Source organism: Parapedobacter lycopersici (genome assembly GCF_024643285.1).
Lineage (GTDB): Bacteria > Bacteroidota > Bacteroidia > Sphingobacteriales > Sphingobacteriaceae > Parapedobacter > Parapedobacter lycopersici.
The window spans coordinates 39034-55235 of record NZ_JAMSLW010000002.1 but is presented as its reverse complement, the minus strand read 5'-3'; the positions used below and the strand labels follow the sequence as shown (position 1 = coordinate 55235).

Genomic DNA, 16202 nt, shown 5'->3' with positions numbered 1-16202 from the left:
GTGCCGTAAGTTGCCTATGCATGATCCCGGTAGGCCAGTAAACGCAGGGCATTGAACACAACGAGCAGCGTGGAACCCTCATGCACCATTACCGCCGGACCGATACTGGCTATACCGGCGATTGTCAGCGGGATCAGCAGTGCCACTACGCCGAGGCTCATCCATAGATTCTGCCGGATAATGCGCTTGGCTTTCCGGCTGAGGCCGATGGCAAAGGGTAGGGTTTCCAGTTTATCGCCCATCAGGGCAATATCGGCCGTTTCCAGCGCCACATCGCTGCCGGCAGCCCCCATGGCAATGCCTACGGTGCTGTTGGCCATGGCGGGGGCATCGTTTACCCCGTCACCTACCATGGCGACCCGGGAAACCTCCTGCCGGAGCCGCTGGACGGCCGCTACCTTTTCTTCGGGCAGCAGGCTGCCCCAGGCATCGGTCAGGCCGATTTGCGCCGCAACTGCGTCAGCAACATGCTGATTGTCGCCCGTCAGCATGACCATGCGCCGGATGCCGAGCCTTTCCAGGCGTTTCAATGTCGGTGCCGCCTCGGGCCGGGGGGTGTCCATCAGGGCAATAATGCCGACGTATTGTTCATTTTTGCGGATGAGCATGGTGGTATTCCCCGCCGATTCCAGTGACTGTACCTGTTCAATTACGCCGGCTGGCGGTACGGGCCCATCCAGCGACTGGTAAAGTTCCACATTGCCGATGTATACGGTATCGGTGCCCAGCGTCGCTTTAATCCCTTTGCCCAATACGGCTTCCAGCTGGGAGGCAACGGGAATATCCATACCCTTCAACCGTTCGGTACCGTCGCGTACGATGGCCTTGGCAAGGGGGTGGTCGCTGAGTGCCTCCACGGCTACCGCGGCCTTCAGCAGCGCCGTCTCATCCATTTCGGCCAGCGTGACCACCTGGGTGAGTTTTGGCTTTCCTTCGGTCAGTGTTCCGGTTTTGTCAAACGCCAGCGCGGTGAGTACACCAAGATCTTCCAATGGCCGTCCGCCCTTGATCAGTACACCGCTTCTGGCCGCCCGCGCCACACCACTGAGCACAGCGCTCGGTGTGGAAATGGCCAGTGCACAGGGGCTTGCGGCCACGAGTACAGCCATCGACCGGTAGAAACTGTCGGCAAAATCCTCGTCTATCACCAAAAAGGCAAAATTGAGTAATACCACCAGTATCAGTACGGCGGGGACGAAGTATTTCTCGAATTTATCGGTAAACTGTTGTGTGGGCGATTGCTGGGTCTGTGCCTCGTTAACCAGTTTAACCAACCGGGAAAGCGTCGAATCGGAAGCAGCACGGGTTACCTGCACCTCCAATGTGCTGTTGCCATTGAGCGTCCCGGAGAAGACGCGGTTCACGTCACTGATATTGGTTTCGGCTGACCAGTCTTTTCCGGCATCGGAAACCGGCTCCTTGTCGACCGGCATACTTTCTCCGGTGATCGGTGCCTGATTGACGCTTCCGCTACCGGCCACTACCACACCGTCCGCCGCAATTTTGGTGTTGGGTTTTACCACGATGATGTCACCGACCCGCAGCTCATCAATGCGTACTTCAACAGTTTGGCCATTTTGTTTACGCAGCGCTTTTTTAGGTGCCAGGTCGGCCAGTGCCGCAATGGATTTCCGGGCTTTGTCCATCGCGTAATGTTCCAGGGCATGCCCCAGGCTAAAGAGGAACAGTAGCAGGGCACCTTCCGCCCATTCCCCGAGGATAGCGGCACCAATGGCAGCAACCAACATCAGGAAATCGATTTCAAAGCTTCCCCGTGCGATGGTCTGCACGGCTTCCCTGGCCGTGTAAAAGCCGCCGAAGAAGTAAGCGCCGATATAAAGCGTCAGACTAACCCAGGCAGGAACTGCCTCCGCAAAGGACAATCCGAAACCAATACCCAGCAATGCGCCGCAAAGGAGCGAAAAGAAGAGTTCGGTGTTTTTACCAAACAGTCCGCCGTGCGTGTGGTGATGCGCCCCCTCATGCGCTTCTCCTTCCCCGTGCACATGTGCCGCTTCGTCTTTCCCGCCGGCCGATACGGTTAGGAAACGGGCGGCCGGTACTTCCGGATCGATGATTTCCAGTCCCATCCGGCGCAATGCCCCATGAATTGCCGATGCATCCGTCTGTGTGGCATCATATTCGAGCCGGACCATTCCCGAGGCCGAGACAGCGGCTTCCAGGATACCCGGTACGGCCTGTAGACCGGCGGCAATGTGGCGGGCGTGCCGCGTATGCCGGATTCCCTGCACCTCAATAAGGGCATGTCCAAACTGTTCGCTGATTGCGGCGCCGGCTTTTTGTGCCAGCGAACGCACACGGTCGATTGTTATTTTTTCCGGATCGTAATGCAGGCAGAGCAATGGAACGCTATCCTGTACCTGAATGTGCACCTTTTCAAGTCCTTCGCTTTCGCGCAGCCGGTTTACAAGCTGGTCGACACACCGGTCTTTTTCATCCGGTACATGCGGCAACACCAGCGGAATTTGTAATGTCACTTTTTTCATGTTCAGATCAGTTGAATGAGCGTAATTGTGTTAGTGTGCATGACCGGCCTCCTCACTGTTTTTCATCTTTCCTAACAAGGTGAATGCACCTTTTGTTACCACCGTCGCCGCGGCGGAGTCTATGCTGTCAGGAAGCACCACTTCCGTGAAGCCATTTTCGGAAACACCGGTCTGCACCGCCGTCATTTCAAAAGTATAATCTGCTGCATTACCTGCTGGTGTTCCGCGGACTATGTAAACATAATAATTCCCTTCAAATTGTACCAGTGCCTCGTCCGGTACCGCGGGTACCGGGTTAGCACCGGTTTCGATGACCGCCTGGACATACATGCCGGGTACCAGATCGTTTCCTTCTTCTTCAAGATGGGCATGTACGCGGATACTCCGGTCGTCCTCAATCTGCTTGCCGATCAGGTACACTTCAGCCTGATGCGTTTTGGACGGGGCATTGGGTACGGTAAACCAGACCCGCTGCCCGGCGCGGACTTTGGCGAGGTCCTTTTCATACACGGTAAGGTCTGCGTGCAGGTGCTCGGCATCAATCAGCCGGAACAGCACATCGGTAGGGGTCACATATTTGCCGAGGTTAACATCCACAGCGGATACATAGCCCGAAACAGGTGCGTACAGATTGACATAGCGCGAGATATTCGCTGCGGTAAGTCCCGTCGCCTTCACGCCGATGATGGCCAGTTTCTCTTCCAGCGCTTTCACACGGGCCTGTAAGTTTTTATAAGCGGCCTCGGTTTGCTGGAATGTCTTCAGCGCGCTGACGTTTTCCGAGCTCAGCGTCTGCTGCCGCCGGTACTCCAGCTCCATGTACGCCAATTCATTGCTGCTTTCGACGTATTCCTGCTGGAGCGTCACGTAATCCGGATGTTCGAGAACGGCCAGCAACTGCCCTTTTTTGATGGCCATACCAGGCAGTAACTCGGTCTTCCGGATAAATCCACCCATCGGTGCGCTGATGTTAATCAGGTTTTGCGGCGGAACGTCCACCGTGCCGTTTACGCGGAGCGTATTGCTCAGGTTCCGTACGGTAATGCCGCCTACCGTGATGCCAGCGGCCTTGAACTGGGCGGCTGTCAGCGTGGTAAGATTTTCATCGTCGTGTCCGCTATCCTGTTCAGCAGCAGCCGTTCCATCGGCTTCCGTTTCAGTGGCGGTTTCAGCTGAACATGCGCCCAATACCAGCAGCATGCAGAATAAATAAATTAAACAGAGCCGGTTGGCCGTTAAGGATCGTCCGGCGGGTATTATGGAAGTGTTCATGGTATTCATGGATTGATGATGATTACTGGGATTGACCGAAAAGAAATTCCAGGTTAATCACAGCCTGGTTGTACTGATTAAGTGCGTCGAGATAACCCGACTTGATATCGATGGCGCGCTGTACCCCCTGCACATACTCGACATAGCCGATTGCCCCTTCGCGGAATCCTTTATCGGCGTTTTCCAGTATGACCTCCGCCTGGGGCAGTGCGCGGAGTTCGTAATAGGCGCGCGTATCCGTTAACTTCAGGTACGCCTGCAGCTGCCGGGAATATGTGGCCTGGAGTGCATTTTCGGCAGCGGCATAATCGGCTTCGGCGGCCAGCCGGACTTCCGTGGCGGCACGGATGCGTGCCGTTTGTGCGCCAAAGAACAGGGGAATACCGATGCCGGCCTGAACGGCCGAGAACCGGTTACCCATGGCCGCTGTACTACCGTTTACCAGCGGGCTGCCGATCAGCGACTGATTCAGGTAACCAACCGTCAGGTCGGGCAGCAACAGGCCCTTTTCCACCCGCTGGCGTTGCCCGGCCACGGCAATCTGCTGCCGGCTCTGAGCCAGTCCGGGGTTACGGGACAACGCAGCCGTATCGAGCTGCAGGGTGAGCGGGCGGGCCTCGAGCCTGCCAATATCAAGCATCAGCGTATCGGACGTATTCACCAATACCTGCAGCTGCCGGTACCAGTTCCGGTAGTCTGCCCGGTTTTGCATAAGCAGGTTGCGGACTTCCATCAATTGGGTTTCAGCCGTCACCTGTTCGAGCCGGTTCGTTTCGCCGGTGCGGAACCGGATATCGGCCGCCCGGGCGAATGCGCTGTATATGGTATCCTGCCGGAGCAGCAGGCGCCTGGCCTCATCAAGATAGGCCAGTTGATACCATACCGCTTTGACGTTGGCCGTTAGTTCATTGGCGGTAACGGCGCGCTTCAGTTCAAGACCCGTAAGCTGCTCGGCAAGCAGTTTTGCCTGGGCAGTATATACCGTTGGAAACGAAAAACGCTGGGAAAGTGTGAACGAAAGATCGTTTTCGAAACTATTGTACTTTCCGTACTGCATTGCTACATCCGTCTTGCCCGGGTCGAAAGCCGTCCGTTTCAATGCGCGGCCGCTGGCAATCCGGTAACTGTCCGCCCGGAGTGCCGGATGGTTTTGCAGGGTTTCATCAATGGCGCGCTCCAGGGTGTATCGTTGCGGGGCTTCCTGTGCCCGGGCGCCGTTTGCCGCCGGCAGTGCCAGCATGCCCAACAACAGGATAACAGCGCCCGTCGCACCGTTGCGTTGTTTAATTCCGTTTTCGAAGAATGTGTAGAGTACGGGCAGCACGATCAGGGTGAGCAGGGTGGCCGTAAAGAGCCCCCCGATAACCACGGTAGCCAGGGGGCGCTGTACCTCCGCACCGGCCGATGTGGAAAGCGCCATGGGCAGGAACCCCAGGGACGCCACGAGTGCGGTCATCAGCACCGGCCGTAACCGGGTCTGCGTGCCGCGGCGTACCCGTTCACCCAGGTCGACCACCCCCGAAGTCTTGAGGCGGTTGAATTCGGCGAGAAGCACGATACCGTTCAGTACAGCTACACCGAATAACGCGATAAAGCCGACACCCGCGGAGATACTGAACGGCATATCACGCAGGTAAAGTGCGAACACGCCACCGATAGCCGACATCGGGATTGCCATGAAAATCAGGATGCTCTGTTTTACCGAATGGAAAGTAAAGTAGAGCAATGCAAAGATTAACCCAAGGGCCAGGGGCACGGCCACTGCCAGCCGCTGGCGGGCTTCAATCAGGTTTTCAAACTGGCCACCGTATGTCATATAATAGCCCGAGGGCAGGCTGATGGATTGGGCAACCTTTTCCCTGATCTCGTCGACGATGCTTTCCACATCACGCCCCCGCACATTGAACGCGATGGTGATCCGGCGTTTTGTGTCGTCACGTTGAATCTGAACCGGACCGGGTACAAGCCGGATGTCAGCCACCTGCGTGATGGGTACCTGCTGGCCGGTTGGCGTGCTGATGTACAGGCTTTTTACGTCCGTGATGTCCTTCCGGTAATCCGACCCTAACCGTACCACCAGATCGAAACGCCGTTCCCCCTCATACACCAGTCCGGCCGGCTGCCCGGCAAAGGCGGTATTAATGACGTTGTTGATTGTCTCCACGTCGAGCCCGTAGCGGGCGATGGCGTCGCGGTCCAGCTCCACCACAATCTGTGGCAGGCCGGTTACTTTTTCGACATATAGATCCGCAGCACCGGCAACGGTATTCACCAGGGCACCCACCCGGTCTGCCTGCCGGCTGAGCTCATCCAGGTCGTCGCCGTAGATCTTGAGCACGACATCCTGCTTGGACCCTGTCATCAGCTCATTAAAACGCATCTGAATCGGCTGCTGGAAGCTAAAGCGTGCGCCGGGCAGTACGGACAGCGCATCATTCATTTTGGCTGCCAGTTCTTCCCTGGTCCGGGCACTGGTCCATTCTTTACGGTCTTTCAGCACCACAATCATGTCCGTAGCTTCGATGGGCATGGGATCCGTAGGGATTTCCCCGGAGCCGGTCTTGCCTACCACTTCTACCACTTCGGGAAACTCATCCATGAGTATTTTGGCTGCCTTATTGGATATTTCCACACTTTCTGTAAGCGAGCTGCCCGTCATGACCATCGTGCCGATGGCAAAATCCCCCTCGTCCAGCGTGGGAATAAATTCCGCGCCCATGCGTGAAAACATGAACAGGCTAAAGGCGAACAGCACAACGGCGGAAAACACCACCGATTTCCGGCTTTTCAGTGCCCAGGCGATGACGGGCTGGTAATGCCGCTGAAAAAAATCCATCATCCGGTCCGAAAAATTGCGCCGGTGTTCCGTCCGTTTGTCCAGGAACAACGCCGACATCATGGGCACATAGGTGAGGGAAAGGATAAAGGCCCCCAGGATGGCAAAGCTCACCGTCATGGCCATGGGCCGGAACATCTTTCCTTCAACACCCACCAGTGTCAGCAGGGGCAGGTATACAATCAGGATGATGATTTCGCCGAAAGCGGCTGACTTGCGGATTTTACTCGATGCGCTGTACACCTCCTCGTCCATTTGCTGCTGGTTAAGCCGGGCAACACCTGCATAGCGCAGCTTGCTTCCGGTGATGCGGTGCACCACACTTTCTACAATAATAACCGCACCATCCACGATCAGCCCGAAATCAATGGCGCCGAGGCTCATCAGGTTTCCCGAAACACCGAAAACATTCATCATCGAGATGGCAAAGAGCATGGCCAGCGGAATGACGGAGGCCACTACCAGTCCGGCGCGTACGTTCCCCAGGAAGAGGACGAGAATAAAAATGACGATCAGCGCACCCTCAATCAAGTTTTTGGAAACGGTACCAATGGCTTTATCGACCAGCGTTGTGCGGTCAATGAACGGTTTGATCGAAACCCCCTCCGGTAATGCTTCCTCGATTTGGGCGATGCGCGCTTTTACCCGTTTAATCACCTGGGCGCCATTCTCGTCTTTCAGCATCATCACCACCGCACCTACCGCTTCCCCCGTTCCGTTCCGGGTGATTGCCCCATAGCGGGTCGCATGGCCAAGCTGTACCGTAGCTACATCCTGCACCAGTACCGGTATGCCGTTTGGATTCACGCGCACGACAATTTTTTCGATATCCTTTAAGCCGCTGATCAGTCCTGATGAACGGATAAAGTACGCATTGGGCTGCTTTTCGATGTATGCACCCCCGGTATTCTGGTTGTTTTTTTCCAGCGCCCCGAAAAGCTCCGAAAGCGTGATATTCATCGCGCGGAGCCGGTCGGGATCAATAGCCACTTCGTATTGTTTAAGGTAACCGCCGAAACTGCTCACCTCGGCAACGCCCGGGGTGCCAAGCAATTGCCGGCGTACGATCCAGTCCTGTATGGTGCGGAGCTCCATGAGCGAAAAGCGGTCTTCATAGCCCGGTTCCGCCTGGAGTGTATATTGGTAAATTTCGCCAAGCCCGGTACTGATGGGGGCAAGATAAGGATCACCCGAACCGGGCGGGATTTCCTTTGCTGCCTGCGACAGGCGCTCGGCAATCTGCTGCCTGGCCCAATAGATATCTGTTTGTTCTTTAAATACGATGGTCACCACTGAAAGCCCGAACCGGGAGAACGAGCGGATCTCCTCGATATCGGGAATGGTGGCCATATTGGTTTCAATGGGAAAAGTAATGAGCCGTTCCACCTCCTGTGCGGCGAGGGAAGGCGATGAGGTAATGATCTGCACCTGGTTATTGGTAATATCCGGTACAGCATCTATGGGAAGGCGGGTAAGGGAAATGCTCCCCCAGATGATCAGGCCAAGCGTAAAAAGGCCAATGATCAGTTTGTTCCTGATGGAAAATTGAATAATGCGATCCAGCATGGCAATTGCAGTTGAATTCCTGTCTTGTTAGCAACGATTTGACAATGTTGTTACCCATGGTTTAAAAAACCATCCAGACACAGCGCATCCGTGATGATGGGTGTGCCATCAAATGGATGTTGCCAGGTAATGTCTGTAGATCAGGATTTTGGTGGCTGGAAAGGCGTGTCAATATCGGCCGACCGAATGGCGGCTATGGAAATGTTGGCGTCGTTTTTCAGGAGAAGTTCCGGTACTTCCAGGTGCAGGTTCGCTGTGCCCGATGGCACGAATACATACACGTGGCCGCATTGATGTGCACCATGAAAGGGGAGTTGGCTGTCATGCTCATCCCGGTGATCATCAGTGGCCCCGTCCCGACCCGCATAATGCTGGCTGAGGAACGGTAGAAAAGAAACCCCTTCCGATTCCCGCAGCTCCTGATAGTGTTCAAAAAGTGCGGGAAGCTTTTGCAGTTCACAGAAGAAATTCATGCTGGGCTGTATCGCCTGCACGAAAAAAAGTAAACTGAACGCTATGGATAATACGGGCTTCATTACTACCCACAAAGGTACGGATAATAGTGATGCAAGGGTATTGCAAAAGTAAGGCGCCTTACAAAACCATCAATATCAGCTGTGTGGTTTAATTTCTTTCAGCTGCGCAACTTCCTTTAGATCAAAAGGAGTTTCCTGGTAAACGAAGTAATTCAGCCAATTGTTGAACAGTAGGTTGGCATGGCCGGTCCAGCGTACAACGGGCGGCTGCTCCGGATTGTCTCCGGGGTAATAGTGCCTGGGCATGTCAATTGATGCCCCCTGTTGCAGGTCCCGGGTATATTCTTCATGGAGGGTCCATGGTGCATATTCCGAGTGCCCGGTCAGGTAAAATTCACGCCCTCCCCGGGAAGCAATGATAGCGGTACCCGCTTCGGCTGACTGCGATAGGATGTCCACTTCGGCCAAGCCTGTTAAATCCGAATCCAGGATGGTCGTATGCCGGCTATGCGGGATATAAAACTCATCGTCGAACCCGCGGAACAGCGGATGCTTTTTATCGGGCGCGGTATGTTTGAACACCCCGAACAATTTTTTATCCAGGGGTATTTTCCGGACGCCGTAAAAATGATGCAGCGCTGCCTGGGAGGCCCAGCAGATATACAGGGTGGACGTAACGTGGGTTCTTGCCCAGTCGAAAATCATTTTCATTTCATCCCAGTACGAAACCTCCTCAAATTCCAGTTTCTCCACCGGTGCACCGGTAATGATCATGCCATCGTAATAGTTTTCCGCCACCTCACTGAAACCTTTATAGAACAATTCGAGATGTTCCATGGGTGTGTTTTTTGGGGTATGGGTATCCAGCCGCAGAAATTCAATCTCCACCTGCAGCGGGTTATTGGACAACAACCTGATGAAATCCGTTTCCGTGGAAATCTTCAACGGCATCAGGTTCAGGATAATCACGCGCATCGGACGGATGTCCTGCGTATTCGCCCGGAGATCATTCATGACAAATATGTTCTCCTTTTTGAGTTGTGCTATCGCTGGCAGATTGTCTGGTATCTTTACTGGCATACTACTTCTTCTCGCTCCTTTGCATACAAAAATAAGGAGAATTTTAGGTTTTTAAACTTTTCATGGAAGTACTTTTCACTGCGCGGGCTGTGATGATCCGGTTTTTGACATTGGGGTTAGTTTCAATCGTGCCTGATAAGGGTATTTTGAAAAGTACGCCGTGGGAAAGGACCAGCCCGCGGTGGTGCCCCGGCGTGCCTTTCCTGGCGTTGACTGCTGTCCGGCCGGCATTGCAGGTTGCTTCGACTCTTATTCGGGATTCCTTTGACCCTGATTCGGGACTTTTTCGGTGTGTCTTCGGACTTCTTCGGAACGCAAACCATTGCACTGCGAGCAGCCCCGAAGCGCGGTCGAAGCGGAGTCGAAGCGCACTCGAACAACCCTCGAAGCACACCCGAAGGGCAGTCGACGAATAAGCGGGAACATGCTGCAGGCCGAGTATTATTTACGATTTCGGACATGATCGTTTTGATGATGAACTGTTGATACACCTCCGTTTTCCCAACATGTAATGCCAGTAGAAGTTTGGCAACCATTCCCTGGTCTTAAGGCAATTGAGTGGCTATCTCCACGTTTCCTTTCAATATTTTTGATACGGGACAACTTTCTGCAATTTTCAGTAACCGTTGTTTAATTTCCGGTGTCAGCGCTTCATCGAACGTGATCGACCGGTCTATATAGGTCACGATTTGCTCCTTAACTATTTTTTGATACATGTTGGCCTCCACTGTGATGTCCTTTATTTCGAGGGATTTATGATCAATGTACAGGCGCAGTGTCGCCAGCGTGCATGCGACAAGCGATGACAGTAACAGCGAATAAGGGTCTGGTCCCAGGTCCTGTCCGCCGATCTTCTCCGGCTCGTCCGTTATAAACGCGCCATTTCGCCAAACGATAGCTGTTTTAAATTTCTGCTGTCCTATCTTTCCCACGATGGGGGATTCCAAAATGTATTTCATATATGTATAAATAATGAGGTCCGTTCCCGCTTTTGCAGGTTTTTAGTCCGATGGCCTTTTCCAAACGTGTCTTCAACCAATAGGATTTCACCGGCTTGAAATTTTCGCCGTTCGCCACGCGACGTTTCAATCTCCACGCCTCCATCCAATAATACAATGTACTGCCGTTGGGGGGCGCAGTGGAAGTCATAGTCATAATCCGCACGGACCTTTCTGATCTGTAGATTCGTAACGGCTATATTTTCCGAAAGAAAGCCGATGGCTCCCTGTTCAACCAACGGAATTTCGATGTCCTGGAAAAAGGAATCTCCAAGATCATCTGTATAAATCTTTGTTATTTTCATGTTATGCGGGAACCGTTTTGTTGATCCAATCCAGTGCTTCCACAGGTGGGGGTATTCGTTACCCGGCGACCGCATTTCGAATGCATTCGCAGCCATTGCCTGTTGTTATAAATGGATTGGTGAAACCCTATTTCTTTAAGCTTAACGCACCGGATGGACATTGGGCTACCTGGTCGGTCAGCTGCTCACTTGTTGCCTTTTCCGGTTTAATCCAGGGACGTTCCTTTGGGTTATATACCTGGGGTAAGGCACGGACACAAACACCCGAGTGGATGCATTTTTCAGGTTTCCAAAGGATCGTAACTTCTCCGTTGGTGTATTCGTATGTTTTCATGTTGTTTTGTTTTAAGCTAAGTTACGGGGGATATCAGTTAGATCCATTGAACCAGTTTAATAAAATGTATTATTTCGTCCGGGAGGAAACCCGCGTGATGCATTTAATTTCCAGTACGGTTGCCGGTTGTATCTCCAATAGATGCCAGTGAATTGCGGTATACTTTTTTTGCAATACGGGTAGACGCTAAATCGGGATTTCTGTTAAATAATGTAAAAGTTGTTAAAAACGTTAAATCATTCAACTGGTGTAAGTTAACCCGTTACTTTTACGCTCACTTAATCAGTAAGCCATGGAAAATGCACCTATTCTTTTGCTGTTCTTGTTTCTGCCTTTATTGGGCATGTCGCAATTAAATAACCCGATGCCGGATCGTCCGGAACGGACGGTCAGATTTTATTCAGAAAACGTTAAAGATACCTTCACGGTCAGTATCCAATGGCCTAAGGAATATACGGCTAATCCAGCTAAGCGGTATCCCGTAGTCGTATTGACCGACGGCGATTTCTATTTCCCGACCATGGCACCGCTATTGCGGCAGTATGAAATGGTCGGATTGCTGCCGCCGATGATTTTGGTGGGGATTGGCTATGGCGATTTCCGGCGGATGGATTCCCTGCGGACGCGTGACCTGCTCTACCCACAGTCCTTGCCGTCCGACGAATTGGCTGCACCCGGCGGAGGGCTTGACTTCTATCGCTTTGTTACCGGTGAATTACTGCCCCGCCTGGAAGCCGATTTACGCGTAGATACCACACAGCGCACCCTTCTGGGGCACTCATTCGGCGGTTATTTTGCGCTTTATACGGCATTGCAACAAGCGATGGAGGGACAGGTTATCTTTTCAAATATTGTATCGGCAAGCCCCACGTTATGGTATCATGATTTTTACCTCAACCAATTGCCCGGGCAGCTGGCATCAACTGATTTAGCGGGTGCGCTGAACATCATCATAACGGCCGGTGATTTGGAAAGCAGTGAATGGACCTTGGCACCGATTCAGAAACTGACGGCGCTTTTTAACGATCAAAGCATCCCTAACCTGTACTTGAATGCCTTTATTTACAATTTCCTTGACCATATGGACACCGGCCAGCTGAGCTTCGTAAAAGGACTGCACTATTTTTACCCGCCCGCCCGCAGCCGGTGACCGGATGCACCGCCCGATCGTGGTAAACAGCCGGTGGGTGAAAAGGCTACCGCCTGGTTTTCCGCCAATCCCACGGGGCCACCGGATTACGCTCCGCCCACAACCCCAGCTGTTGCTCGCGGGCTAAGGCTTCCAGTTCCGCCCAGGCCGGACGCTGATCGAAAACGCTGGAATGCCAGGCCAGGCCATTGGCGAGTAGACTTTCGTTTACATTTACACCACCTGCATAGACCATGCCGATGGTGCGGCCATAGCGGTCGGTATCCATTTCCGTTACCCGGATATTCCCTTTTGCCAGTAATGCCTTCAGGTGATCGGTGGCTGCACGGCTGTAGGGCTGGCCGCGCTCCGGGCAATCGATGCCGTGCAGCCGTACCCGTATCTGCCTATTGCCGTCTACCAGCAAGGTAAACGTATCGCCATCCGCTACACGTACAACCGTCCCGGTCAGGGTTTTTATCTTACAGCCGAATACCAGCAGTAGGGCCATCACCACCATCGAAAATTTCATGGCGCGAAGATAGGCAGTGAATGGGTTTGGCGAAATTTATTTTTCAACGGACAGCGATACTGATTTTACCGGGGTGTTGCTGAACGTTGGGGAGGGTTTTCCGATAGCTGTGAAAGCGGAACGCAGTTGCCTGCTGTATTCCATGGTCACAGCAGGCAGATTAAGTCAACTCAAATTCGTGTTCGGGGCAGTCGACCCGCAGTTCCGTAACATGTAAATGCTGGTTGAGCAGCTTGCAGAAATGTGTCTTTCCATCGGCGGATGGTTGATAATGGGAGCAGGTTGTACACATGCGCTGGATGGTAATTACCCCTGCTTTATTTAAGTGCCGGATGACCTGGAGCAGGCTCAGCAACAGGTTTTCCTGCTCATCGGGGTGAAGCTTATCAATGGGTGTACGGATCTCTTTGGTGAAAAGTGAAGTCTGGTGCGCTATTTCCCTGCCTTTCTGTGTCAGGTTGATGATATAGCTCCGCGTATCATCCGGTTCATATGCTTTGGCAATCAGGTGTTTTTGTTCCAGCGTTTTAACCGTGTCGCTAATTGTGGCTTTGGTCATGTTGAACTCACCTGCGAGGTAGCTTACTTTTCTTTTTTCATCACTGTGATAGCGCAAAAACAGCAATACCTGCACCTGGATGGGGCTTAATGAATGCGCCTTGCTCTCCTGCCATAGCAGCACACGGAAAGCCTGGGCAATCCGTTCCAGCGAAGCCACGATTTTACTCGCAGTGTGCCGGTTCTGGTGTGTTAAGTCAAAATCAGATTTATTCATCATTCATCAGCTGCAATTTTCCATTTCATAAATATAATAACCTTTTCTTCTGATTTCATTTTCCCAATGCGGTTTTACAGTCTCTATATGGCAAAAGCGGCATTCCGCTGCCGTTAGTGTATGGCTTTCCTGGCCCTTGGTTTCAAGGTATTCCTTACCGTAACCGTAAATTACGGCGGTGTCTTTTACCTCATGGGGCGTAATGATGTCAAAGTGCATGACACTTCCGTCATCTTTTGTTACGTAAGTGTCCCAAACGGCTACCTGCATGTCTGTTGTTTTTGTTTGTTTACATTAAAAGGCCCTACAAAGTTAGTTATCCTAACAATATAGGGCAAAAATTTTTAACCTTTTACGTCGGCTATTGAAGCGCCGTAGTTAATGTGCAGTACATTGCCGGTTGGTGTTACCAGTGCAGGTACTGATTTTACACCCGCTTTTTCTGCCTCGTCAATTCTGTTCCGTACTTCGCCAATGTGTACTACTTCTACATTTTCGGCACCGATAAGGTTAATAATGTCGTGTTCCGCGCTTACGCAAACAGGACAGCCTGCATGATAAAAAACTGATTTTGCCATGATACTAAGCATTTAACGTTCTGCGGCAATATTGCCGCTATAAATATAGTTAGTTATCCTAACTAAAAAAATAAAAAGCTGTTTTTTCTGTTTCCGTGGTTTCAGGCTAACTGCGTCGGCCTTCGCCAGCCGATACCCGTTTTATCGTGGCGCTTGGCCAATGGCCAGCCCATCGAATTCCCCGGCTGCGTTTTGGTGAAATTTAAAGTAAACACGGAATGTTCCCCATTGCCCGGCATCGAAATTTCCATAGATGCTTTTCCCGCCGTCTTCTACCTTTTCGATGGCCAGGAATTTTTCCTTTTTATCGAATGCATTATCAAAGAATGTCCTGAAATCCAGTGTTCGGCCGTCATCGGTAAAACTTACTTCCCTGGCAAAATAGGTGTACCAGGTATGTTTATCGTTTGCCTGTAGGGCTTCGATCGCTTTTCTGACGTTTTCGTTGGTGATTGTTGTTAAGTCCATTTTGTTTCGGGTTGTTCCGCTGTTTTGGGAAAATGGGTTAGCTTATTTTTTTAATACGTAAGCATGCAAGTGGAGGGACCGGAAAGATCAAATGCACACTCATTGGTTTTTAAGGGGATGCTGCAGATAGATGATGACCAGGTTGAGCAGTAGAAATGGAATTTCGATTGCCGCACCCTTCAGGTCCCTGTGCAGTAACTGCAGACAGGTAATCAGCAGGATTCCGGCCGCCATCAGAAAATTCCCCCAGACAAACGTTTTGGGAAACAGGATTAAAACGGATGCAAGCAGCGTTACCGCGCCGTTTAGGATCACTGCATTTTTGCTGAAATTCCACTTGCCGAACATCGTTAGCATTTCGGGCTTGGCGGTAAGCATGCTCCAGCCGTGTTTCAGGCCCATAAATACGGCAAACAGGATGAGCGCAGTGTTCAGTATTTTCAGTATCATCGGTTTGGTGTTGCTATGTAAAAGGCAAACAATGAAATCAGTTGCCTGCCTTTTAATGTGATCGATTTTATCTTGTTGTATAACCGCCGTTGGCAAAAATAGTTTGCCCGGTAATCCACCAGCCGTCGGTTACCAGGAATTCAACGAGTGGCGCGATGTCTTTGATATCGGTTAGGCCGCCAAGAGCCGAAGCCGATTTGTGGTAAGCAACGGCCTCGTCGCTTTCCTGCCCGTAGAAGAACGGTGTGTCCATCGGTCCGGGAGCGACACCGGTGACCGAGATCCCCCGGCTTCCAAACTCCTTGGAGGCCATTCTTGTAAAATGTTCAACGGGGGCCTTTGCCCCTGCGTAGGTCGAATACAAACCAGTATAAGCCGCCAGCAGCGAGGTGACGATCGTGCAGATTTTCCCGTTGTCGTTCAGTGTTTTTCCCGCCTGCTGAATAAAGAAATAGGCGACTTTCGAGTTGATGTCAAACATCGTGTCGTATTCCGCTTCGGTGGTATCGAGGAAAGGTTTCTTCAGGACCATCCCGACGGTATTGACCGCAATATCAATCCCCCCGAATGTGGATTTTGCTTCTTCAAAAAGGGTTTTGATGTTATCCACTTTTGTCAAATCCGCCTGAACCAGCAACGCTTCACCGCCGGCGGCTGTAATAGCTGCCTGTGTTTTTTCGGCTGCTGCTTTTGTGCTGTCGCTGTTGTAATGGATAACTACTTTTGCGCCCCTGGCCGCAAAGTTACGGCTCAACAGGCCGCCGAGGTTTTTTGCGCCGCCGGCAATTAAGGCGACCTTTCCGTTTAAATCGTTTCTTGCCATTTCAGTTGTTTTTTTAATTCTTACAATGGATATTGCAAAAATGGCAAGGTTGAACGGCTAAATTATGGTGAAC

General features: G+C 52.0%; 16 protein-coding genes. 1 reads left to right on the top strand and 15 read right to left on the bottom strand.

The genetic code is table 11. The features are described 5' to 3' along the window. Positions 1–14 precede the first annotated feature (14 nt). The 8 genes from NEV57_RS04450 to NEV57_RS04415 all read right to left on the bottom strand — a co-directional run bounded on the left by NEV57_RS04450 (position 15) and on the right by NEV57_RS04415 (position 11374). The gene (locus NEV57_RS04450; protein ID WP_257657095.1) at positions 15–2507 is read right to left on the bottom strand and encodes a heavy metal translocating P-type ATPase; all 2493 of its coding nucleotides are present in this window, start codon (positions 2505–2507) and stop codon (positions 15–17) included. 30 nt (positions 2508–2537) lie between these two features. Then, positions 2538–3779 carry an efflux RND transporter periplasmic adaptor subunit gene (locus NEV57_RS04445; protein ID WP_257657094.1) on the bottom strand — a complete coding sequence of 414 codons (1242 nt, stop codon included), beginning with the start codon at positions 3777–3779 and terminating at the stop codon, positions 2538–2540. A 22-nt stretch (positions 3780–3801) separates the two neighbouring features. Next, positions 3802–8181 carry a CusA/CzcA family heavy metal efflux RND transporter gene (locus NEV57_RS04440; RefSeq protein WP_257657093.1) on the bottom strand — a complete coding sequence of 1460 codons (4380 nt, stop codon included), beginning with the start codon at positions 8179–8181 and terminating at the stop codon, positions 3802–3804. Positions 8182–8321: 140 nt separating this feature from the next. Beyond that, the gene (locus NEV57_RS04435; protein WP_257657092.1) at positions 8322–8717 is read right to left on the bottom strand and encodes a hypothetical protein; all 396 of its coding nucleotides are present in this window, start codon (positions 8715–8717) and stop codon (positions 8322–8324) included. 75 nt (positions 8718–8792) lie between these two features. Continuing rightward, on the bottom strand, positions 8793–9737 hold the full coding sequence (gene metA, locus NEV57_RS04430) for a homoserine O-acetyltransferase MetA (protein ID WP_257657091.1): 945 nt from the start codon (positions 9735–9737) through the stop codon (positions 8793–8795). A gap of 545 nt (positions 9738–10282) precedes the next feature. Further along, complete coding sequence (locus NEV57_RS04425) at positions 10283–10696, bottom strand: OsmC family protein (protein ID WP_257657090.1); 414 nt, start codon at positions 10694–10696, stop codon at positions 10283–10285. Next, on the bottom strand, positions 10693–11040 hold the full coding sequence (locus tag NEV57_RS04420) for a cupin domain-containing protein (protein WP_257657089.1): 348 nt from the start codon (positions 11038–11040) through the stop codon (positions 10693–10695). Before NEV57_RS04420 ends, NEV57_RS04425 begins: the two co-directional genes overlap by 4 nt. A gap of 127 nt (positions 11041–11167) precedes the next feature. Beyond that, positions 11168–11374 (bottom strand): (4Fe-4S)-binding protein, encoded by a 207-nt coding sequence (locus NEV57_RS04415; protein ID WP_257657088.1) that lies wholly within the window; start codon positions 11372–11374, stop codon positions 11168–11170. Between the two features lie 292 nt (positions 11375–11666). Between NEV57_RS04415 and NEV57_RS04410 the strand changes: the two genes are divergently transcribed. Beyond that, positions 11667–12524 carry an alpha/beta hydrolase gene (locus NEV57_RS04410; RefSeq protein ID WP_257657087.1) on the top strand — a complete coding sequence of 286 codons (858 nt, stop codon included), beginning with the start codon at positions 11667–11669 and terminating at the stop codon, positions 12522–12524. A 46-nt stretch (positions 12525–12570) separates the two neighbouring features. Here the strand turns inward: NEV57_RS04410 and NEV57_RS04405 are convergent, their stop codons facing one another. The 7 genes from NEV57_RS04405 to NEV57_RS04375 all read right to left on the bottom strand — a co-directional run bounded on the left by NEV57_RS04405 (position 12571) and on the right by NEV57_RS04375 (position 16129). Then, the gene (locus NEV57_RS04405; protein WP_257657086.1) at positions 12571–13035 is read right to left on the bottom strand and encodes a thermonuclease family protein; all 465 of its coding nucleotides are present in this window, start codon (positions 13033–13035) and stop codon (positions 12571–12573) included. Between the two features lie 160 nt (positions 13036–13195). After that, positions 13196–13813: a MarR family winged helix-turn-helix transcriptional regulator gene (locus NEV57_RS04400; protein WP_257657085.1), complete on the bottom strand. Its 618-nt coding sequence runs from the start codon at positions 13811–13813 to the stop codon at positions 13196–13198. 3 nt (positions 13814–13816) lie between these two features. Further along, entirely contained in the window at positions 13817–14080 is a 264-nt protein-coding gene (locus tag NEV57_RS04395; protein WP_257657084.1) for a DUF2024 family protein, read from the bottom strand. A gap of 74 nt (positions 14081–14154) precedes the next feature. Beyond that, positions 14155–14388 carry a thioredoxin family protein gene (locus NEV57_RS04390; protein ID WP_257657083.1) on the bottom strand — a complete coding sequence of 78 codons (234 nt, stop codon included), beginning with the start codon at positions 14386–14388 and terminating at the stop codon, positions 14155–14157. A gap of 141 nt (positions 14389–14529) precedes the next feature. Beyond that, positions 14530–14856, bottom strand: a complete 327-nt coding sequence (locus NEV57_RS04385; protein ID WP_257657082.1) for a hypothetical protein — start codon at positions 14854–14856, stop codon at positions 14530–14532. Between the two features lie 99 nt (positions 14857–14955). Continuing rightward, positions 14956–15306, bottom strand: coding sequence for a hypothetical protein (locus tag NEV57_RS04380; protein WP_257657081.1), 351 nt, complete (start codon positions 15304–15306; stop codon positions 14956–14958). Between the two features lie 67 nt (positions 15307–15373). Further along, a complete protein-coding gene (locus tag NEV57_RS04375) occupies positions 15374–16129 on the bottom strand; it encodes an SDR family oxidoreductase (protein WP_257657080.1) in 756 nt (251 codons plus the stop codon). Positions 16130–16202 lie beyond the last annotated feature (73 nt).